18 protein-coding genes are annotated in these 20,457 nt (G+C 41.4%); 6 read left to right on the plus strand and 12 right to left on the minus strand.

Translation table 11 applies throughout. From position 1 onward, the window contains the following. Positions 1 to 42 precede the first annotated feature (42 nt). The 3 genes from G457_RS0110200 to G457_RS0110210 all read right to left on the minus strand — a co-directional run bounded on the left by G457_RS0110200 (position 43) and on the right by G457_RS0110210 (position 2,728). Positions 43 to 780: a hypothetical protein gene (locus G457_RS0110200; protein WP_051260780.1), complete on the minus strand. Its 738-nt coding sequence runs from the start codon at positions 778 to 780 to the stop codon at positions 43 to 45. A 122-nt stretch (positions 781 to 902) separates the two neighbouring features. Next, complete coding sequence (locus tag G457_RS0110205; protein WP_026946391.1) at positions 903 to 1,310, minus strand: DUF4890 domain-containing protein; 408 nt, start codon at positions 1,308 to 1,310, stop codon at positions 903 to 905. Positions 1,311 to 1,396: 86 nt separating this feature from the next. Further along, positions 1,397 to 2,728: an NAD(P)/FAD-dependent oxidoreductase gene (locus G457_RS0110210; protein WP_026946392.1), complete on the minus strand. Its 1,332-nt coding sequence runs from the start codon at positions 2,726 to 2,728 to the stop codon at positions 1,397 to 1,399. A 138-nt stretch (positions 2,729 to 2,866) separates the two neighbouring features. Between G457_RS0110210 and G457_RS0110215 the strand changes: the two genes are divergently transcribed. Together G457_RS0110215 and yjjX are read left to right on the plus strand one after the other, a co-directional pair. Beyond that, positions 2,867 to 3,574 carry a YebC/PmpR family DNA-binding transcriptional regulator gene (locus tag G457_RS0110215; protein WP_024284432.1) on the plus strand — a complete coding sequence of 236 codons (708 nt, stop codon included), beginning with the start codon at positions 2,867 to 2,869 and terminating at the stop codon, positions 3,572 to 3,574. Between the two features lie 25 nt (positions 3,575 to 3,599). Continuing rightward, positions 3,600 to 4,169 carry an inosine/xanthosine triphosphatase gene (gene yjjX / locus G457_RS0110220; RefSeq protein ID WP_026946393.1) on the plus strand — a complete coding sequence of 190 codons (570 nt, stop codon included), beginning with the start codon at positions 3,600 to 3,602 and terminating at the stop codon, positions 4,167 to 4,169. 197 nt (positions 4,170 to 4,366) lie between these two features. Here the strand turns inward: yjjX and G457_RS0110225 are convergent, their stop codons facing one another. Further along, complete coding sequence (locus tag G457_RS0110225; RefSeq protein WP_026946394.1) at positions 4,367 to 5,356, minus strand: hypothetical protein; 990 nt, start codon at positions 5,354 to 5,356, stop codon at positions 4,367 to 4,369. Positions 5,357 to 5,422: 66 nt separating this feature from the next. Between G457_RS0110225 and G457_RS0110230 the strand changes: the two genes are divergently transcribed. Together G457_RS0110230 and G457_RS0110235 are read left to right on the plus strand one after the other, a co-directional pair. Next, positions 5,423 to 6,349 carry a M28 family peptidase gene (locus G457_RS0110230; RefSeq protein WP_035483592.1) on the plus strand — a complete coding sequence of 309 codons (927 nt, stop codon included), beginning with the start codon at positions 5,423 to 5,425 and terminating at the stop codon, positions 6,347 to 6,349. A 115-nt stretch (positions 6,350 to 6,464) separates the two neighbouring features. Continuing rightward, entirely contained in the window at positions 6,465 to 8,183 is a 1,719-nt protein-coding gene (locus G457_RS0110235; RefSeq protein ID WP_248602851.1) for a chloride channel protein, read from the plus strand. Positions 8,184 to 8,601: 418 nt separating this feature from the next. Here the strand turns inward: G457_RS0110235 and mtgA are convergent, their stop codons facing one another. The 5 genes from mtgA to G457_RS0110260 are packed head-to-tail and all read right to left on the minus strand — an operon-like array spanning position 8,602 to position 15,817. Further along, a complete protein-coding gene (gene mtgA / locus G457_RS0110240) occupies positions 8,602 to 9,300 on the minus strand; it encodes a monofunctional biosynthetic peptidoglycan transglycosylase (protein WP_407637267.1) in 699 nt (232 codons plus the stop codon). Further along, positions 9,297 to 10,097, minus strand: coding sequence for a class I SAM-dependent methyltransferase (locus G457_RS0110245; RefSeq protein ID WP_026946398.1), 801 nt, complete (start codon positions 10,095 to 10,097; stop codon positions 9,297 to 9,299). The genes mtgA and G457_RS0110245 overlap by 4 nt, the downstream gene beginning before the upstream one ends. 47 nt (positions 10,098 to 10,144) lie before the next feature. Continuing rightward, a complete protein-coding gene (locus G457_RS0110250; protein WP_026946399.1) occupies positions 10,145 to 12,049 on the minus strand; it encodes a DUF3857 domain-containing protein in 1,905 nt (634 codons plus the stop codon). Further along, positions 12,046 to 13,968 carry a DUF3857 domain-containing protein gene (locus tag G457_RS0110255; RefSeq protein WP_026946400.1) on the minus strand — a complete coding sequence of 641 codons (1,923 nt, stop codon included), beginning with the start codon at positions 13,966 to 13,968 and terminating at the stop codon, positions 12,046 to 12,048. Before G457_RS0110255 ends, G457_RS0110250 begins: the two co-directional genes overlap by 4 nt. Before the next feature lies 1 nt (position 13,969). After that, positions 13,970 to 15,817 (minus strand): DUF3857 domain-containing protein, encoded by a 1,848-nt coding sequence (locus G457_RS0110260; protein WP_026946401.1) that lies wholly within the window; start codon positions 15,815 to 15,817, stop codon positions 13,970 to 13,972. A gap of 204 nt (positions 15,818 to 16,021) precedes the next feature. Between G457_RS0110260 and G457_RS0110265 the strand changes: the two genes are divergently transcribed. Continuing rightward, positions 16,022 to 16,489, plus strand: a complete 468-nt coding sequence (locus G457_RS0110265) for a MaoC family dehydratase (protein ID WP_026946402.1) — start codon at positions 16,022 to 16,024, stop codon at positions 16,487 to 16,489. Here G457_RS0110265 and G457_RS0110270 read toward each other — a convergent pair. Beyond that, positions 16,486 to 17,211 carry a tRNA threonylcarbamoyladenosine dehydratase gene (locus G457_RS0110270; RefSeq protein ID WP_026946403.1) on the minus strand — a complete coding sequence of 242 codons (726 nt, stop codon included), beginning with the start codon at positions 17,209 to 17,211 and terminating at the stop codon, positions 16,486 to 16,488. The two genes, G457_RS0110265 and G457_RS0110270, sit on opposite strands and share 4 nt — an antisense overlap. After that, positions 17,208 to 17,858 carry a TatD family hydrolase gene (locus G457_RS0110275; RefSeq protein ID WP_026946404.1) on the minus strand — a complete coding sequence of 217 codons (651 nt, stop codon included), beginning with the start codon at positions 17,856 to 17,858 and terminating at the stop codon, positions 17,208 to 17,210. Before G457_RS0110275 ends, G457_RS0110270 begins: the two co-directional genes overlap by 4 nt. Before the next feature lie 48 nt (positions 17,859 to 17,906). Between G457_RS0110275 and G457_RS0110280 the strand changes: the two genes are divergently transcribed. Beyond that, positions 17,907 to 19,088: a DUF4221 family protein gene (locus tag G457_RS0110280; protein WP_026946405.1), complete on the plus strand. Its 1,182-nt coding sequence runs from the start codon at positions 17,907 to 17,909 to the stop codon at positions 19,086 to 19,088. A 6-nt stretch (positions 19,089 to 19,094) separates the two neighbouring features. Here G457_RS0110280 and G457_RS0110285 read toward each other — a convergent pair whose 3' ends face one another. Continuing rightward, on the minus strand, positions 19,095 to 20,417 hold the full coding sequence (locus tag G457_RS0110285) for a serine hydrolase domain-containing protein (RefSeq protein WP_026946406.1): 1,323 nt from the start codon (positions 20,415 to 20,417) through the stop codon (positions 19,095 to 19,097). Positions 20,418 to 20,457 lie beyond the last annotated feature (40 nt).

A 20,457-nucleotide genomic window follows, 5' to 3' on the forward strand; every position in this document is an offset into this window, starting at 1 on the left:
GCAAGCAACCGCCCGTTTGGGCGGTTTTTTTGTTTGTTCGGATTAAAATCCGGATACCATTTCTGCAGCTACAGTAGTTGGATTTAGATTGGGGAAAATGGTTTTGCCAGTGCTTGGATCATCATAATTATTTGACCAGAAGGATTCACCGTATGCCCGAACGTAGAAATTTCCTTCAGGATTGAATCCCCATTCATTGAGTTCGTTTCGACTGAAAGCCCTCTCGAATGGGTTTTCTTGAGAAATAAAAATCGGTGAAAATGCTTGATAGTTTTCATTGGAAACATCGTTGTCCGCAGAAAAGAAAAAGCGGATATATCGCCTATTCGAGGAATTTCCAGCTGGGCTAGTGGAAACTCTAGCTGTGAAAGAGTTGATTCCCGGAACAATCTCCAATTCTGTAATCTGAGTGGATGATTTTTTACCTAAAGAAGGAATATTGGTAATTGGAGTAGAAAGTGATTGGTGGGAGAAGTTGTTGATTCTAAAAGTCCCATACTCCTCTTTTTCAAATCGCAGATTCACGGTCCCAAAAGGAATATTTTCAAACGAGAATTTCCCCTCAGAATTGGTTGAGGAGGATAGTTCCGTGGAAGATGTCTGTTCAAGAACTATCCTCATCCCCTCAGGTGACACTCGATTGGAGCTTTCATCATAAAGAAAAACCGAGCCGCTTATTGAGCCTTGAGTTGGGTTGGGTTCAGGTGTTTCGTTCCCTCCGCATGCAAAGACAAAGGCGAGTAGCAGAGAGGTACATCCAATTTTAGTTGAGTTTTTCATCGAAATAGAAAATGAGATTAAGGAATTCAATATCCTAAATATAAGATGATAAAGCACTGAATAGAATAATTTAACTTAGAAAAATGCAAAAAAACCACCTGGAATAAGGTGGTTTTTTTGTTCTAGAGATTACCCCCTCTACGCTTTCTAAACTCCTCTTGGTCTTCAATCTGACCTCCTCTTCGTCCTCGACTTCTTCGAGTTTCTTTTAACTCTTCCCATTTCTTCCTTTGCTCTTCTGTGAGAACTTCTTTGATTTGCTCATCCTGTTTTTTCATTTCTTCTTTTAGAGCTTCGCGATCAGCTCTTTGAGATTCCATTGCCGCCTTTCTTTTTTGAGCATTTGCTAAATTGATTTCTAGAATCTTGGCTTTCTGTTCTTCATTCAGCCCGAGTTCTTCGGCCATTCGATCGGTCATCATTTTGGCCCTTGCTTCCGGGTCTGGTCTCTCTCCTCGGCGCTGTTGCTGGGCAAATGCACCAAGAGAAACCAAGAAAATCATTGCGATACTGACTAATAGCTTTTTCATTTTTTTGTGGTTTGTTTGGCTATTTGACTCCAAAAAATTTCCAAGGTTTATTCGGCCTAGGAGTTAAACTTGAGTTTAACATTTATTCACTTTTGCTCAATCAATTCAGCCCGTTCGGATTCTCTGACATACTTGGGCTTGATCAATAAGCGAAGACTTGGATCAAAGCTGAGGTAGTTCCAAGACCAGTCCAAAAAGATGAATAGCCTGTTTTTGACCCCTAAAATCGCCATCAAATGCACAAATAACCAAGTGAGCCAAGCCAGCAATCCCTGAAACTTGACGAAAGGCAAATCCACTACTGCGAGTTTACGACCTACTGTAGCCATTGAGCCCAGATCTCTGTAGTGGAAGGGAGAAGGCTTTTCTCCACGTTCAATTTTGGGAAGGTTTTTTGCAAGCTGTGCAGCTTGCTGCAAAGCCACCTGTGCTACCTGAGGATGTCCACTCGGATATTCTTCTTCCTGCAAAAGGCTGATGTCTCCAAGCGCAAATACTCCTTTTATTCCAGTAATTTCAGAGTATTCGTTTACATAGATCCTTCCATTCTTGGCGTAGATTTCCTCGTGAAGCCCCTTAATCTTGTTAGGTTTAATCCCCGCTGCCCAAAGTAGCGTTTCTGTCTCAATTGTTTCATCATTTCCCAATCTCACCGATTTCCCGTCATAGTCTTTTACAAGAGTCTTTAGTCGCACTTCTACGCCGAGCTTTTCCAAGTAATCCTTTGCTTTCTGTCTAGCTTCCGGAGACATGGGACCCAATAGGTTTTCTCCTGCCTCTATCAGGACTACTTTCATGTTTTTGAAACTCAATTCGGGGTAGTCTATTGGAAGCACATTATTTCTAAGTTCGGCTACTGCACCTGCAAGCTCCACTCCGGTAGGACCTCCACCGACTATTACTACGTTCATGAGTGAGCGTCTATTTTCTGGTTTTTCGATATTGATAGCCCGCTCATAGTTGGAGATAATCTTGTTTCGTATGTACAAAGCCTCCGAGACGGTTTTCATCGGTGACGAATAGGCTTCTATGGATTTATTTCCAAAAAAATTGCTGTCTGCACCCATAGCCAAAACCAAATAATCATATTCCAGAAAGCCGAGATTGGTAATGACCCGCTTTTTTTCGGAATCGACTTCATGGACTTCAGCCATGCGGAAGATGACATTTTTGGAGTGGTGAAAAATCTTTCTAAGTGGGAAACTAATCGCACTTGGCTCCAAGCCAGCAGTTGCTACTTGATAAAATAGCGGCTGAAACTGATGGTAATTGTTTTTATCCAAAAGGATTACCTGAAACTTCTTTTTGTTGAGACTTCGTGCCAGCTTCAGTCCAGCAAATCCAGCACCGATGATGACGACTTTTGGATTTTGGGAAACCGGAATATTGGGTAGGGGAGAGTCCTGGAGTGCTTGCATGGGTTTTTGTTTCTTTTTACGAGAAAAGAAGAGCTTGGACTGAGTTTTTGCTATAAAATTTACTGTATTCGCTTGATATGACTTTCCTGCCCACAAAAAGAAAAGATTTGCTATTTTTGGCCCAAATCAAGCAAATCCATGGGAAGAGCATTTGAATTCAGAAAAGAGCGAAAATTTAAGCGATGGGCAAAAATGTCCAAGGTTTTTACCAAACTAGGTAAAGAAATCGTCATGGCCGTCAAAGCGGGAGGACCTGATCCCGATAGCAATGCCAAGCTACGGACTATCATTCAGAACGCTAAAGGTGCTCAGATGCCCAAAGACCGCATCGAAGCGGCAATTAAGCGGGCTACCAATAAAGATGAAAAGGATTACGAAGAGATTGTGTATGAAGGATACGGTCCACACGGTATAGCTGTGATCGTGGAAACTTCTACTGACAATACCAACCGTACTGTTGCCAACGTCCGATCTTACTTTACCAAATTCGGAGGCTCTTTGGGTACTTCTGGTTCAGTAAGCTTTATGTTTGATCACAAAGCGGTTTTCCGTTTTGCACAGGGAGATTGGGACATGGAGGAGTTGGAGTTGGAATTGATCGATTTTGGCTTAACCGACATTGATGAAAATGAGGGAGAGCTTTTCGTTTACACAGAGTTTGGAGACTTTGGTACGATGCAAAAGGCTCTGGAAGAAAAAGGAATTGAGGTTATCTCAGCAGATTTTCAGCGCTTTCCTACCACCTTGGTGGAGCTCAATGAGGAGCAAGAGGAAATCATAAATAAGCTGATCGATAAGCTGGAAGAAGATGATGATGTAAACAATGTCTATACAAACATGGCCTAAGCGTTAAGCTTAGGCTTTTTTGCAAATGAAGCTACCTAAAAGAGAGAATTTCACCCAACAGGCCAAAGAATTGATTATTGTCGGGAGCCTCAATCCCGTCAAGCTGCAAAGTACAGAGGATGCCTTTACCTTGGCTTTTGATCGTTCCTTTCACATTACCGGGGTCAATGTTCCTTCGGGAGTTTCAGATCAGCCCTTTGGTGCAGAAGAGACTCTTTTGGGAGCTCAGAATAGAGCCAAATCCGCTAAAGCAGCATTCCCTGAAGCAGATTATTGGGTAGGGGTAGAAGGCGGCGTAGAGGAAGATGCAAGAGGACTTTTTGCTTTTGCCTGGGTATGGGTTTTGGATAAAAACGGTAAAGAAGGGCAGGCAAAGACGAGCACTTTCTATTTGCCTGAAAAGGTGGCGGAATTAGTCAAGGGAGGAATGGAACTAGGTCAGGCAGACGATGAGGTCTTTTCCGAAGATAATTCCAAACAAAAAGGAGGTTCGGTGGGCATTTTGACTAAAGGAAAGCTAAATCGAACTGAATATTATCAGCAAGCTGTGCTTTTAGCTCTAATTCCCTTTCTCCAAAAAAATCTCTATAAATAGGATTTATTCTATAAAAATTTTGAAAAAGTCAATTTTAGTAAAAAAAATTTTTGTGTGAATAGGAACTTTCATATTTTTTTCACTTCTTTATTCTTATAGTTTATTGATTTACGGAATGAATACATTGATATAAGATGTAAAAGTTGCTTTAATCACCCTAAATTTCTCAAAGCAACCAAGCCTCCCTTCGGGGAGGTTTATTTTTTTAGATTCTCCAAGAAGCTTCTCAAGGCTACCCGCCAGTCTTCATCCGCATCCCATTCGGGTCCGATATAGAGTTCATCTCTTACGATGAGCTTGATGTAATATTTGACTACCGTTTGGGTCTCGGTTTGCTGGTTTGCTTCCAATCCCATGCTTTTTTTCAGGTCGGCTTCCCGTCCTTCTACGCGAACCAACAAGAATTGAACCCGATCCCTGATTAATTCTTGATCTGTTTTAGATTCTGTCAGCCAAACGTACCCATATGGGTAAACCGATTCTAGGATGGATTCCAATTGATTTTTTTGGGCCGCTTGATCGGCTAGGACTGCTTCGGGCGATTTTCCGTAAAGATCATATCGGAAAAAGCTCAAAAAACCTGTCGCTGCACTACTGCCTTCTAGGGGTATACCTAGTTTGAATACTTCTAGGTTAAGGGGATTTCTAGGTAGAAATTTAGCAGCTGCCTGAGCATTGTTGCTTTCCATTCCGGCCATTTCAGGAAATTCGGCAACATCAATTACCAGAAGGTTTTTGGAAGGTCTTGATTTTCCTGCCTCTGCGAAAAGTGAACCAGCCTCTTGAAGTTTGCCTCCAGATGTGCCAAATAAAGCCGTAGAGGAGATCATTTGAGCGTCGCCTGTAAATTCACCAGTGTGGACACTGCTTTGGTTTTTTTGCCGGGTAACCAAAATGATGTTTTTGATCATTCGCTGCTCAAAGGCTTTGGCATAAGCGGAACGAACTTCTTCCGAAAGAACCACCTGCTCCAATTCATAGTATGCAACCGGATCTGCACCTGCCTCTACCAAATATTGGTGGACGCTGTCGGCGACTACCTGCCAATCCATTACCGGTCTTGCAGCTGGATCTGCTGAAACCAGTACTACTGACTTTCCATTAAAAAAGCTTTCTGGTAGGCCGCTTTGGGCGATTACCAATTGGGTCAGCCAAAAAAAGACAAAAAGACCAAAGAAATATTTCATTTATTCGCGTTTCTGGGCTACTTCCTTTTTAATTTCGCCATTAAATAACGAAAAATTCGCCAGCCTATGCGTCATCACTTTAAAGTATTCCTAATTATTGCCGCCTTATTTTCGGCTCAAAATTCTTTTTCTCAATCACTCGATGGAGATAGACTTTGGAAGCATTTAGAATACCTTGCTTCTGACGAAATGAAGGGAAGAGAATCTGGCACAAAAGAAAACTTACTGGCTAGAGACTATATCGTAGCCCAATTTGAGGAGATGGGATTGGACTCGCAGTATCCGGATTTTATACAAGAGTTTCGATTCACGGACAGACGCAGTCAAAAGTCCATAGAAGGATATAATGTGGTGGCTTTCGTACCTGGGACCGAAAGTAAAAAAATCATTGTGGTGACTGCTCACTTTGATCATGTCGGCATAGGGAGACCAAATGCTCAAGGTGATTCTATTTACAATGGCTCAGATGATAACGCTTCCGGTACGGCAGCCTTAATAGAGATGGCGCGTTATTTCTCCGAGAACCCTCCGCAGCATTCCATGCTTTTTGCGGCCTTGGACGCAGAAGAAAAGGGCCTGCAGGGAGCAAGAGCTTTGGTACAGGATTTTCCATTTGAACTGGAGCAGGTTTTATTGAATGTCAATATGGATATGATTTCCCGAAATGATAAAAATGAAATCTATGTCTCGGGGACTCATTATTATCCTGAATACAAAGAAATTTTGGAGGAGTCAGCCTTAGGCAGTAATGCTAAGTTGATGTTTGGGCATGATATCCCAGGTACAGGATCGGATGATTGGACGAGGTCCTCAGATCACGGTGCTTTTTTTGAGAAAAAAGTACCACACCTGTATTTTGGGGTGGAAGATCATGAGGACTACCATCAGCCAAGTGATGAGGTTCGGCAGAAGGATAAGGGTTTTTTCCTGGATGTCTCTGAACTGATTTTAAACAGTCTGAAAAATATCGATCAAAAAGGCTCAAATCTCTGAGCCTTTCTTTTTCCTTTGAGTTCTAGGTTTTTTACTTTGTCAGTATATCCACTTATTCAGCACTTTGGCTAAAAATGATTTCATAGCGCGACTTTTGATCTGGCGGCTCCGGCACATGAGCAATCAAAATTTTATTTTGATCCTCAGTGGTGTAATTGGGATTCTGTCTGGGTTGGCGGCAGTGATACTCAAAAAAGCGGTTCATTTTATTCAAGTTTTCCTCACAGAGGATTTTTATGTCGAGTATGCCAACTTCCTGTACATTTTATATCCTATCATTGGAATTTCGGCAGCCTACCTGCTGAGCAAGTACATTTTCAAAGACTTTGGGGGACATGGTATACCGGATGTACTTTTTACCATTTCCAAAAAGCATAGCTTGATTCCACGGATTAAAACCTATAGTCGGGTCATTACTTCGGCTCTGACAGTTGGCTTTGGTGGATCTGTGGGTTTGGAGGCACCCATGCTAGTCACTGGCTCTGCCATTGGATCCAATATCGGGGTGTCGATGCATCTTAATGCAAAGAAAAGAACCCTACTGATTGGATGTGGTGCCGCTGGAGCTATATCGGCCATATTCGGGGCACCAATCGGCGCGGTGATTTTCGCGATTGAGGTAATCTTGATGGAAATCAGTACGGCTAGCTTTATTCCGCTATTGATAGCTTCTGTGATGGGGTCCCTTACTTCCATGGTTTTAATAGGAAGAGATCAATTATTCAAATTTGACCTTCAAGGTACCTTCTTGGCCTCTCATATGCCCTATTATTTGGTTTTGGGGATTTTGTGTGGGATTATTTCACTTTATTTTTCCAGTGCGGTCATGAAGACCGAAAAGATCATGGAAGGCTTAGAAAGCCAATTGATCCGAATTCTTTATGGGGGAGCTTTGCTTGGATTTATTTTATTCTTTTTCCCGCCTATTTATGGAGAAGGTTACGATACATTGAATTTATTGATTGAAGGAAATTCGGATCAGTTACTTGACCGGTCTCCTTTTTTCTCAGCTATTCAAAACCCCTATCTAATTCTCTTTTTCTTAGCATTTGTCATATTGATCAAGCCGGTAGCATCAGCCCTTACTTTGAGTGCAGGAGGGGCAGGGGGTATTTTTGCGCCTTCGTTATATGTGGGGGGTATTTTAGGTTTTTTGTTTGCCTACGGCAAAAATATGCTCGGCTTTCATATTCCCCTTCCCTTGGCTCATTTTACCCTCGTAGCCATGTGCGGAGTGATGGCGGGAGTACAGCATGCTCCGCTTTCGGCGATATTCTTGATAGCTGAAATCACCGGTGGATATGAGCTTTTTGTCCCGCTTATGTTTGTATCAGCTATTTCATTTTCCACAAAAACATACTACCAAAAGGACAGCTTATATACGCAGCAGCTCAAAGAAAAGGGTCGTCACCTCCCGGAGACAACTGATCAGCAACTTCTCGACATGATTACAATTCTTCAGGTGATTGAGCGGGATTTATTGCCGATTCATCCAAATGCCAAGTTGAAGGACCTGATCAATCTAGTAAAACAATCCAAGCGAAATATTTTTCCTGTGGTAGACGAAAACCAACAGCTTCGAGGGATTGTCACGCTAGATGACATTCGGGATATCATGTTTGACTCAGAGAAGCAAACTACAGTAGAGGTAAAGAGTCTGATGCACAGTCCTCCTGAAATCCTACTTTCTAATGAAAATATGCAAAAGGCCATGGATAAGTTTGAAAAGTCTGGTGCATGGAATCTCCCCGTAGTTGAGGATGGACGCTATTTGGGCTTTGTTTCTAAGTCTCGTATATTCAATTCCTACCGGAAAAAATTGATCTTTAAATAGCACGATTAATTCCTTTTTAGAATAAAATTTGGATTTTGAATTTATCCACTTTTTTCGATGTGGATTTCTATAAAAAATTTCATTTAGCTATTATTATCCACAAAATTCAGCGAATTTATAATCATCTAATTTATTGATAATCAGATTAATGAACTGAAAATGTTGAAAACTGTGGATAAATTAACGTAAATGTGGATAAAAAATTCTTGACTTTTTAAATGTCTGATTCTAGCCAGAAATGGACGATTTTTACCTAAGTGTTTCCTAAGCTTAACCTTCCCTTAATATTCTGAAATGGGCCAAAATAAAAATTCAAAACAAATTTAATTTCGATTTTGTTATCCTTTCCTTTTTTCGAATAATATTTTAACTATGTAAAAAGTAAATTAACTTTACAAAGTACAATTTTTAGCGACTTTTATTTTCCTACAGGTAGTTGGTTGAGGTTACCCATTTGTTTTAGGATCCAGGATTGCCGGCTTTTGAGGTAGTTGGTGGGATTTTTTGGTGACCATTTTCGTGGGTTGGGAAGAATTGCTGCGATCATGGCTGCTTCGGCTCTGTTGAGTTCTGAGGCTGGTTTTCCATAATAGGTCTGAGCGGCAGCTTCGATTCCATAAATACCCGGACCCATTTCTATCACATTCAGATAGACTTCAAGAGTCCGTTCTTTTCCCCAAATCAATTCTATTAAAACAGTAAAATAAGCTTCCAAACCTTTCCGGAGATAGGTTCGTGCTGGCCAAAGAAAGACATTCTTTGCAGTTTGCTGAGAGATGGTACTTGCCCCTTTGATTCGCTTTCCTTTTTTGTTTTGTTCCCAAGCTTTCTCCATAGCTTTCCAGTCGAATCCATGGTGCTCAAGGAAATTTTGATCTTCCGCTGCATAGACGGCCTGAAATGCATGCTTGGAAATTTCAGAAGCCGGAACCCAATCTTTACTCAGCTTGATAGATTGCTTTTCATCAGTGGCTTGCTCAAAGGTGCGGATGAGCATCAGGGGAGTCACCGGTACAGGTACAAACTTGAAAAAAAATACCGAAAGGATAGACAAAACAAAAAATCCAAGAACTAACTTCAGCAAAGATCTACCTACTCGCTTCAAAAACCTGATCATGGCTTGTAGGCCTTGGCCTGAATGAATTGATAAAAAAATACTGCCTCAGGATGCTGGGCTAGTTGATCCAAATCGGCTTCCATAGCTTTCACAGTGGCTTGATCGATCTTTCCCGAAAGGATCAAATCTTCCGCTGCACTTTTCATCAGTTTTTTCCAATATTCGACCATTTGTTTCAGTAGGGCAGGCTGGCTCTGATCGAGGTGGAGTCCACCTGGTTTCAGCTCTATGTTCTCAAATCCTGATTTCTTAAGCAGGTTTCCCAATTGAAGCCCTATGTCTGGGTTTCCTCCATTCTCTTTTTGCAATTCGTTGAAGGCATTATAATAAGCTGCTAAACCGTCGCATTGTGGAAAATAGTGAAAACTGGAATTGAAGACTTCTGTGATGTACACAATCCCTCTAGGCGATAAATGATTAAAAACTGAATCTATAACAAGTTGAGGTTCGGAGACATGCTCCAAAACCCAGCAAATAAAGGCGCCATCATATTTTTCTTCCAGGGCAAGGTTTTGCGCATCCTGTTGAATGATCCGAAACTGTGAAGACGGATAATTTTGAAGGTTAACCTGAGCTTTTTCGATTTGAGAGGCTTCGAGTTCTACGCAGGTCAGGTGCATCTCCGGATAAAGCTCCAAAAGTACCTTAGTCTGAGCACCTACACCTGAACCCACTTCCAGAACTTTATTCCTCCCTGCTAAGTCGACCCAAGGATAAATCAAGGAAGCCAGCATGCCAGCCTGTTCCAGCAATCTATCTTGCTCTCCTGTCAAATATCCGTGAATGTAGTTGCCCATAGATTTTCGAAAATTACCGAATTTTCCTTGCTTTTATAGCGTCAAGCTTAATCTGTCTTCTTTTTCAAAATTACCGGAAACTGCACGCTTTCGGATACTTTTTCAGCAAAGGATTTTAAATCTGTATAGGCACGGGGTGTGAATTTTTTCACGTTAATTTTTAATATTCCATTTAAACGGATTGACCCTTCGTCTACCTCGGACTCCAATTCATAGGTCAATTCCTGATTGGAAGTTGCAAACTTCACAGAAGGAGGGAATTCGTCCAATTCAAACCCTTCGGGTACTTCCATTTCAAATTGAAACCGTTGATAGAATGGATAATCAAAATCAATTGGATAGACTCTTCTGGGCTCAAGAAATGGATTTTCATAGAATATGGATTCTTTGAATGGTGTCAGAATGACTAATTCCTCATCGGCTTTAAATGCAGGTTTTTTTGCCCGTGAGATAATAAACTTTTCTTCTTGAAACCGATCTTCCAAACTGACATCATAGTATTCATCTTCCAGATCTTCTAATTCAGGACTAGGGTTTGCAAGTTGATCTCTCAGACTCAAGACACTTAGGCCTTCCAGTTTGGAATCAATGCGATAAGCCCAATTTCCTAAAGAGTCTTTTTCCAAACTGAATTCCAGACTCGAGCCAGATTGATGTTGGAGGTCAATCGGGACCAGCTTGGACTCATCATTTCGAATGAGAAATCCCTGAGGGACCAGTTTTTTGGAAGGGATCATCCCAAAAGTCAAATAGGGGTCTGTGGCATCAAGCCATATGGTGGAGTCTTTGATTTCCAAGCGGATGAGTGAATTGGAAAACTGATTTAAGAATGGACTGGGAATCAGATCAGTTCTATTTTCACCCTTTTGATTGATCAAAACCAAATCTGAGGAAAGGCCATGTTCTTGGAGTAGATTGAGTAAAGTCAAATGGATATCCAAATGATTTCCAATTCCCTTTTTGACCAAAGATTTGGCATCTTGAGAGGGAAGGGGATACACGCTAGGTTCTACTTTAAATTTGTCCTTGACAAATCGATAAATATTCTCAGCCGTTTGAAAATTATCAGTGCCATAGAGCACATCTTTGATTCCAAGCTTTTTCATTGAATTGCCTTTAAAATAGGACTCAAAAGCTGGAATAGATTGAATTTGGGTGCCCAATTCCTCCCATGTTGAATATACAATAGGCTGAAACTGCGTTCCGTCCTGAAATAAAAAACCTTCCACCCGATACACATAATCCAAAGGATTACTGATGTAGGGCTCCATCTGAAAGGCAGGGACATTTTCCAACTGCCAGAAAAAATTATCCTTGGAAGGGGAGATTTGAAGGTTTTCTCGGACAGGAGTACCCTGGGTGACAAGTTGATACCGGAGATAATCAGGTACCTTAAAGGTATACTGAGATTTGATTCTTGGGTAGCTTCCTTGAAACTCCCATCCTTCTAGGAGGTAATATTCCCGATCCACCTTCACATATTTCCACTCTAGGATAGATCCTTTTTTCACCTGGGGAAAGACAATCCGATAATCTGACCAGCCATTTTCATGATCTGATCTAAAAATATGCTCCTCCCCCAAATCTAGCCTTTTTCTTTCTTCTCCATCCAAGTAGCTGACAGTGGCTTTGAGATCGAGAATTTGTTCGATTTTCATTTCACCAGCCATTAAAAAAGGGATGGTGATATTACCAAAATTATCCGGGTTATCACCCAGGATTTTATATCGGAAGTGGTACTCAGTCACCAGTCCAATTACCCAGCCTTCGCCCTCCTTGATCAAGGGATAAGTTTGGCCAGTTTCAAAAAGACATACCACCTGAGCTTCTGGCTGGAAAAAGACTGAATCCAATTCCTCCTCAAACTCACTATACTCCCCAAAAAGACTCTGTGCATGACCTGCCCAATTCAATACAAGGAAAAGGGTGACAAGTCTAAACTTGAAATTCAAGGATCTACGACTTTTTTGAAAACAATTGGTGCATTCATCTTGGTAGCAATAGATTCCATAAAGTATTTTAAGTTTCCGTATTGCCGTACATCGATCTTGGGCTTTCTGATTTCTACTTTGGCAGAAATCTGAACCTTATCATTCATTATGATCGGATTGTATTGAAAGACAACTTCTCCATTTTCCATGGTAATGGATTCCTTCAATGGGTAATCATCCAACTCATAGCCGGAAGGGATTTCTACCAAGGCTGTGTAGGTCTCTGAAAATGCAAAGCCAAAGTCTACCGGAAAGATCCGGAAATCCTGAGTGAATGGATTTTTTGAGAAAGTAGCAATCTTGAATGGAGAGAGCATGATCAAGTCTAAATTATCAGATTCTGGACCGGGAATCCGAAGCTTGTAATTTGTGGTGGTGTAATTACTTTCCTTCATCTTGTCTTCCACTTCAAAATCAACCACTTCCCAGTTGGGATCCAATGTAAATAGCTCATAGAGAGGTCTATTGCTTTTCTCCAAATCATGAGATCGCTGGGCAGTAACCAGCCCTTCATAATAGGACTGCCGTAGATTGCCTTCTACCATCAGATTATTCGCCTCATCAAATTTCAACTGAGAGATAAAGATTGAGTTAGAATTATGCGGAATAGATATGGGAACCAATTGACTGTTGTCCTTGATTAGGAGTAATCCTGCCTTGACATGTTTGTCCAAGTCTACATAGCCAAAGGGAGCAATCGGGTCTTCTAAATCCAATAAGTACTCATTCCCGTCCAACTTAGCCAGTAAGACCATACTGTTAAACTGATTGATAAAAGGAAAAGGCACCAAGTCACTTCGACCACTTCCCTTTGATCCTACCAAGATCGGATGACACTCGATACCCAGTGAAGTCAGAATTCCCATTAAGGCCAGATCCAACTCCAAAGGAGATCCGATTTTTGATTTCATCAGTTGATTGATCCATTGATCGGGGAAGAAGCCTCTTTCCTCATTGATTTGGAAGTTTTCCTGGATGTAGTAATAGGCTTTCTGGGCTTTCTCCAGTTCCGTGCTTCCTTCAAAGTCTGCTCCTACTGTGGCTTTATCCAGTGGTGCAGTCCTGAAATAGCCTTTTTCGTCATAATCCTTCAAAACTTCATTTCCGAGGACTACCCAATTTTGGAGGACATCTTCCCATTCTGTCAAAGTTTTTTGATAGCGGGAAAGCTGGAATTCAACGCGCTCTCTGTAGTCGGCAAAGTTTTTCATGTATGGCTCTGCCTTTAGTGAATTCAGCTTTCTCAGAGTCCAGCTATAGGTGCCATTGCTTGCTGTTTTTTCAGAGGTCGTATTATACTTCTCCCCTTGACCGATCATTTTATATTCCAACTGGGGAATCATCGTGATGCTGTAAGTAGACATGATAGTTGGAATATCATTTTGAAAGGTCCAACCATCGAGCATGGTAATGTTTTTGTCGGTCTTTTTATAAGTGTATTCGATGATAGAGCCGACTTTGACATTGGGAAAAGTGATCCTGACTTCCTTCCAACCATTCGCGACTTCTACTTCAAAAATCTGGTCTTTCTCCACTTTAATCGTTTGAGTTTGCCCTCCTTCAAAATTGGTGATCAAGGCTTTCACACTGCTAATTTCCTCAGTTCTATTATCCCCTGAATAGAATGGTATGGTGACATCGCCACGGGAAATGCCAGATTCTTTAAGAATCTTCATTCTGAAATGGTAAGAAGTCTCAAAAACATCCCCGTAAAATTTGGAAACTCCCTCTTCGAACAACATGACAGCGTCCGCATCTGGCTCGAAGTCCACCTCTGAATAGGCCATTTCATTGGCATTGTATTTTCCAAATTTCTCCTTTTGAGCATAGCTGGTAATATGCAATCCGGAGAGAAAGAGTAAGAATAGAATCTTCTTCATACTATTGTTGACTTAGGCTGGGTTTGGTAAAATGATAGGCTCCATTTCCTACCGAGTTGATTTTGCTGACTATAAGTTTTTTGGCCTCTTCATCCTGAGAATCCGAAAGCGACACCTTGATTTTTCTGGAGACGATCAATTGATTGTTTTCCAGACGGTTTTCGATTAGAATGCTGTATTCCTCTTCCTTAATCTCTAGAGGCATCAAACTGAATTCTGAACCAACTCCTGAAGGAAGGTCTATGGTATAAGATTCAGATAGATCAAAGTTTTTGAAGCCGATTTCTTCTAATTTGATTTTGGTGAAAAATGGCTTGAGTAATAAGCGTTTGGCTGTGGTTTGGGCAAATTTTTGGATGATACCCTTAACTTCTCTATCAGCAATCGGAAGGGAATCGAGGTGATCAGGTTTTAGTTCGTAATCCTGAATCACCAAGCCTGAAATCGCAGAGTACTTATTGAAATAATCCCGTTGCTGTCTGGAGTCTAGTTGTCTGGAAAGACTGGTAGCTGTGTAAGCTGGATTTCCCTCCAGATGCTGCTTCATGGTCATTTGAGCATCTCCGCGATCATCCAAGCTGATATGAAATTCATTTTCTACTCGATTCCAATGATCTTCCTGATAGCCCGGAGTCTTTGCCAAATATCCGCCAGTAGGAGTGACGACCAACACATGTCTATCATTGGTAAATGAGCCCAGATATCCGGCTGGAAGGCTATTGGAAGTACACTCCAACCAAACTGGCTGCTCATCCACCTCGGCACGCAAAATCACATGATTGAATTGGTTGGATGGCAAATCAGTATGAATATCGGACTCACCCTCACCGGCATAGACCAGTGTATAATAGGCTGGAATCCCTGCAGTCTCTAGCATGGCTTTCATTAAATTGCTGAGTCCTTTGCAGTCTCCGTAGGAATATTTGACTGCATCCGTGGCAGTCATTGTCTGCCAGCCTCCAATTCCCAATTGGATACTGACATAGCGGAAGTTCTTCTGTAGATAATCGTATAAAACGGCAATTTTCTCATAGGGATCCTCTATGCCCTCGACTAATTCAAGGATTTTTGCTTTAAACTCCTCAGGCAAAATATCCCGTCCTTCGTTCAGCTTGTATTTCCAAAGTCCCAATTCAGACCAATCAGTCATGGATCCTCGAAAGTTATCCAGTTTGAATTCCTTCGGTGCGATATACAGTCGATGATCATCCTCCTCCTTGATGCTCAGATCTTGAACAGGTAGTTCGGACTCTTTCCAGGTCAGTTGAACCCTCCCATCTGGAAGTGTTTCCTCCTGTCTATTTCCAGAAAGATGCTGCTCTTTGTACCTGATTCCCATAGATTCCGGGTAACTTATTTTTAACTCTGCCTCCTCCAATTTTTGGAATGCCCGCTCCACGGGAATCCAAGGCTGAAAGCTAAAATTGGATTGATGATAGACTTCCGTTTCTATATGAACTTCGATGGGAAAGATGGAAGAATTCACCTGATAGTATTTCTGCCTGTTGTCAGCAAAAACCGAAAACCCATCAAATAATTCTGCATCCGACAAATCCTTCATTTTGGCTTTTTGGATTGTTTTTCCATTCTGAGGATCAATTATCTCCAAGCTGAAATTTTTAATCTGGACAAGCTTATCATAAAAAATTCCAACAGAAGCATGGGGCAATCCTTCAGGACTGAGGACCGTCACAGTTTTTTGAGTTTTTAGCGTATAGCCAAAGTCCTCGTCGATCACAATCTCCTTACTATGAGTTAAATGGGAATAAATGGGCACTTCTTTCGAAGGTAAAGAATCAAGATGAGCGGTAAATAACCCTGCCAAAATGGCGAGAATCGTAAGAGTCATAAATTCAAAACTGGGTAAAACTTGGTCGAAAAATATATATTAAATTTTTAAAAGCAACGGGTTTTAACAGATTTCAAACGAAAAATTTTTTCAGACTACAAAACATGCATTTCATACTTAAAACTATGCATAGAGCAAGATATTTTTCCTTGCTTTTCAAAAAATATCTAAGCTACTTGGAGGCTTAAATAGAAAAATTGCAGCATGAAACCCGTAATCATCAGAAGCTTTGAGGACTTCGAAAAATACAATGGACAAGAAATAGGAACCTCCGAGTATTTTACCATCACCCAAAACCGAATCAATCTTTTTGCCGATGCAACTCACGATCATCAATGGATTCATACAGATCCTGAGCGAGCTAAAGTAGAAGGAGCCTTCGGCAATACCATTGCTCACGGCTATTTGACACTTAGTATTGTACCTCATCTTTGGGAGCAGATCGTACAGGTGACTAATCTGAAGATGATGATCAATTATGGGATCGAAAATTTACGATTTGCACAAGCTGTCACCGTAGATAGCGAGGTGCGGCTCCACGCAAAACTCAGAAATGTAGCCAACCTTCGAGGTACGGTGAAGGCCGAAGTGGAGGTGAAATTGGAGATTAAAGACCAAAGAAAACCGGCTTTCGCCGGAGTTTTGATCTTCTTGTATCATTTTGAAGATTAGGATGCTAGGAGGTCATTGACGACCGTGGCAGCGCATGAGCAACCGAAGGCAGCCGGTAAGAAAGACATGGTGCCATAGGCTGACTTTTTGAAGTTGCTTCCATCGGTCATCATCAGACTCTCTTTGATGACCTTTTCTGTTGAATACACTGCCTTAAACCCATCGTAAATCTTTCTTTTTTTCAATCGCTTTCGGATTAGACGAGCCAGTTTGCATTCGTGTGTCTTGGAGATATCCACCACTCGGATTTTTGTGGGATCTACTTTGCCACCTGCGCCCATTGAGCTTACCAAAGGAAAGCCTCTACGATATGCCCCTTCAATCAAGTGAAGCTTTGGAGTGAAACTATCGATGCAATCAACCACATAGTCAAAGTCATTTTTCTCCAAAAGGCTAGTCATGGGTTTGGGCTCTAAAAATTCCCGTATGGTATGGATTTTTAGATTGGGATTGATGGAAAGTAGCCGCTCCTCCATCCATTCGGCTTTGGATTGCCCTAGATTTTTTTGGGTTGCAGGCAGTTGACGATTCACATTGCTGATGTCTACACTATCTCCATCGATGATGGTCATTTCGCCTACGCCGGAGCGGGCGATAAATTCCGCTGCAAAGGACCCCACACCTCCCAGTCCTACCACGAGGACATGTTTTTGAGCTAGTTTTTCAAGCCCTTCTCGACCAGTGATTAATTCTGTTCTGCTCAGCCAAGCAAAGTCACTCATTTTAATTTCTTACTTGATATTCGATTCCAATTTTGTATGACCTGCCGCTCCAAGTCTTCGACAGAAAGGCCCAAAATTAAAGAAGCTGCCTGATAAATTTGATCAATTTCTTTCTCCGAATTATCGGTTTCAAAAAAAATCCGCTCTTTTGGACAGTTTTTAAGCCATTGGGAAGCATTGGATTTGGAGTCTAGGATTTTCTCTCCAAAGGAGAAGTTTATAGAGAATGGCAATAGTTGCTCTGCAAGATGGGTTTTTAGGTTCCATCCATGCCAGATGATCTCGGGATGCGAGCTTGTATTTTTTAAATATTCCAAAAGTAAATCATGCCCTTTGACGCAGTGTAGAATCAAGGGTATCCCCTCTGTTTTTGCGGTATTTGCCTGCTCTTCAAATGCAGCTTTTTGAATGGAAAGTTCCGGTTCACGGAGCCGGTCAAAACCTGCTTCGCCTATTGCCAAGCAGTTTTGATTGGTTACATAATTTCTGAATTCCGACCATTTTTCCTCCCAATTGTCATATAAATACCAAGGGTGAAGACCAATAGAAAAATATTGATTGGGAGATAAGGAGTTGATATCCCTTTCTGCATTGAATATGCCATTCGGAATATTCAATCGATGGGTATGGATATCGAAAAGCTTCATTTTGAATTCTAATATTTTATCAATTTATTTAGGTCAAAACCAAAGATTATGATTCGACAAAGCTATCCACTATTACTCGTAATTGCTGTATTTTTTGCCTGTCAAGGCACGGAGACTGAAGATGCCTCCGAACCGATCAATTTGGAATTGGAAGTTACTGATTCGGTTCGCATACCTTATGTAGGCGTTTTATCCTTTATGGATATCCAGCCTGAGATGGACCGTGCATTGTTTTTTGATTTGCAGAAAAGAAGCTTTGTCAGCACTGACTTACAAGGTAATATCCTAGGGCAATTCTCGAAAGACCGCGATTCTCCAGATGGATTTGGATCCTTTCCAATGGCAGCGGGTAGATTTTTGGATCAGAATCGAATTCAGCTAGTTTCCATGTATGGGGTCTTTGAATATGATTTGGAAGGAAATCTCCTGCGAAGCGCCAAGACGCCAAAAGACGAGATTAAAGGCTTTTCGGGTAGGATGGATGCTATTCGGGAGATCAAACAGGTCGGTGATCAGTTGCTCCTGACAGGTCTTTTACCGCGAACGGAGTATAATAAGACCCAACCGGAGTTTTATGATACTTTTCAGCAACTCGTGTGGGTTGATCCGCAGTCTGGAAGTATAGAGCAGTTCCTGGGTTTGGATTCTGCTAGTATTTTTCAAAATAATCGCTCACATGAACCGACGACGCTCTCAGCCACCTTTGATATCAGAGATAATGAATTATTTGTGATATCTGGCGGTGATCCTTATTTGAATGTGTATGAACTGGAAGAACCTTACAAAAAATTAAAGCGAATGCCATTGGAATTGACCGATTTTCAGGTGAATCCCGGTGAAGACCCTCAAAAAGCGGATCCTCGAGCTATTTCTTTTGATCCAAGCTATGGGATGATCAGCAAGCTGACAATTGTGGGAGATTACTTGCTAATCAACTATACGACCGGCTATGAAGACCTGGATCGAGAGGAGTATCAATCAATTCAATCGCAAGAGCAATGGCAGGATTTCAATACAAGGGTTGGTGAAAAGTACAAGCCCCGGCTTCAGGTTCTTTCTTTGGAGTGTGAGAAATTACTAGATATTCAGACGCCCGATAGATTGGGGAATGTCTTTGTCAGCCGAGATGGAAATCTTTGGTTTAATGTATTGCCAAATCCGGACGTTGAGGAGGACTTTTTTCAAATCAATAAGGTGGAGATCAAAAAAGCCGGGATTAACCGGCTTTGAACATTCTTACTGTTTTTGATAGGCAAAGGTACCGCCTCCTTGTTTGAAGGTGAGTGTTCCTTTACTCGGGTCAAAAATAAATGTGGCACCGACTTGCCGAAATTCGAAGGTATGCTCGGCAGTGGCTTCTAAAGGTATGGCTGGCTGTCCAGTAGCTTGTACTATCAGGGTTTTTCCTTCCTTGGTAAAGTTGAATTTAAGCGGAAGCTGTTCAGAGGTATATTCCCCTAGATAAGACTCGAGTTGCTCTGGACTCACCGAGTAGCTTTGAAATGAAGGGAATTTGATCTCTTTTCCAAAATAAGAGTCCAAAAGTGCCAGAGTGATGTCGTTGGTATTAAAATTCACAGCATTTGCTAGAGTAACCAGCGTCAGTTTTTCATCTGGAAAATGCGCCAAAAGAGACTGGAATCCATCAATTCCACCATTGTGTCCAAGTGCTTTTCGCTCATAGTAGGGAAAAGCAAAAATCCCTCGACCGAAGCCATCTTGAAGCTCAGTCATTTTGTCCAGACTCTCTTGTGAAATCAGCTCACCAGCAAAAAGCTTTTCGATAAAAGCCGCGAGATCCGCTACTGTGGACTGTATGGCTCCAGCGCCAAGTGGAATACTTGGGTCCGTTTCTGCCTCCAGTGTCCAATTGTCCTTGAAGGAATAAGATCTTGCTTCATTTTCCTCAGGCTTGATCTCATCAAATATTTGTGTGTGTTCTAGCTTTAGCGGGCCTGTAATTCTTTCTTCCAAAAGTTCTTGAAAGGATTTTCCGTAGGTTTCTTCCAAAATGAATGTCAGCAAGACATAATTGGAATTTGAGTATTCTGCCTTGGAGTCAGGAGTAAAAATACTGCCGCCTTCTGAAATGATCTTTACCATTTCATCCTCAGTCTTTGGCTTGGTGTAATAGGTCAGATAAAGAGGGCTATTGGTAAAATTGGCAATTCCGCTTCGATGCCTCAGAAGCTGGTCAATGGTGATAGCATCGGCATTGGGTACTGAAGGATAAAAATCTGCCAGTTTTTGATCTAATGTAAGATTTCCCTCTTCCACAGCCTGAAAAATCAAAACTGAGGTGAACATTTTTGAAATTGACCCGATATTAAATTTGGTTGTGGGAGTCAATTTTTGCTGCTTTTCCAAGTCCGCATAGCCTATTGCCTTTTGATAGACGGGCTCCCCGTTTTTTGTGATAAATACAGTTCCCATGTACTTATCATAAAAGTCCAATGAGTCAAAGAAACGGTCAGTTTGCTCAAAATTTGATTTTTGGCCAAATAGACTTGTGCTGCTTAGCCAAAATAAGGACAGGTAAAGTGTAAATTTTCGAAGCATGATTTGAATTAGTTAGATATAAAAAGCTCCTAGCTAAAAT

The organism is Algoriphagus marincola DSM 16067 (assembly GCF_000429405.1).
Taxonomy (GTDB): Bacteria; Bacteroidota; Bacteroidia; order Cytophagales; family Cyclobacteriaceae; genus Algoriphagus; species Algoriphagus marincola.

Excerpts from the sequence above, each read along its gene's own strand:
- G457_RS0110260 (WP_026946401.1), bottom strand. The coding sequence starts at position 15,817 with ATGACTCTTACGATTCTCGCCATTTTGGCAGGGTTATTTACCGCTCAT.
- G457_RS0110210 (WP_026946392.1), bottom strand. The coding sequence starts at position 2,728 with ATGCAAGCACTCCAGGACTCTCCCCTACCCAATATTCCGGTTTCCCAA.
- G457_RS0110265 (WP_026946402.1), top strand. The coding sequence starts at position 16,022 with ATGAAACCCGTAATCATCAGAAGCTTTGAGGACTTCGAAAAATACAAT.
- G457_RS0110255 (WP_026946400.1), bottom strand. The coding sequence starts at position 13,968 with ATGAAGAAGATTCTATTCTTACTCTTTCTCTCCGGATTGCATATTACC.
- G457_RS0110245 (WP_026946398.1), bottom strand. The coding sequence starts at position 10,097 with ATGGGCAACTACATTCACGGATATTTGACAGGAGAGCAAGATAGATTG.
- G457_RS0110235 (WP_248602851.1), top strand. The coding sequence starts at position 6,465 with ATGAGCAATCAAAATTTTATTTTGATCCTCAGTGGTGTAATTGGGATT.
- G457_RS0110275 (WP_026946404.1), bottom strand. The coding sequence starts at position 17,858 with ATGAAGCTTTTCGATATCCATACCCATCGATTGAATATTCCGAATGGC.
- mtgA (WP_407637267.1), bottom strand. The coding sequence starts at position 9,300 with ATGATCAGGTTTTTGAAGCGAGTAGGTAGATCTTTGCTGAAGTTAGTT.
- G457_RS0110205 (WP_026946391.1), bottom strand. The coding sequence starts at position 1,310 with ATGAAAAAGCTATTAGTCAGTATCGCAATGATTTTCTTGGTTTCTCTT.
- G457_RS0110285 (WP_026946406.1), bottom strand. The coding sequence starts at position 20,417 with ATGCTTCGAAAATTTACACTTTACCTGTCCTTATTTTGGCTAAGCAGC.
- G457_RS0110280 (WP_026946405.1), top strand. The coding sequence starts at position 17,907 with ATGATTCGACAAAGCTATCCACTATTACTCGTAATTGCTGTATTTTTT.
- G457_RS0110270 (WP_026946403.1), bottom strand. The coding sequence starts at position 17,211 with ATGAGTGACTTTGCTTGGCTGAGCAGAACAGAATTAATCACTGGTCGA.
- G457_RS0110215 (WP_024284432.1), top strand. The coding sequence starts at position 2,867 with ATGGGAAGAGCATTTGAATTCAGAAAAGAGCGAAAATTTAAGCGATGG.
- G457_RS0110230 (WP_035483592.1), top strand. The coding sequence starts at position 5,423 with ATGCGTCATCACTTTAAAGTATTCCTAATTATTGCCGCCTTATTTTCG.
- yjjX (WP_026946393.1), top strand. The coding sequence starts at position 3,600 with ATGAAGCTACCTAAAAGAGAGAATTTCACCCAACAGGCCAAAGAATTG.
- G457_RS0110200 (WP_051260780.1), bottom strand. The coding sequence starts at position 780 with ATGAAAAACTCAACTAAAATTGGATGTACCTCTCTGCTACTCGCCTTT.
- G457_RS0110225 (WP_026946394.1), bottom strand. The coding sequence starts at position 5,356 with ATGAAATATTTCTTTGGTCTTTTTGTCTTTTTTTGGCTGACCCAATTG.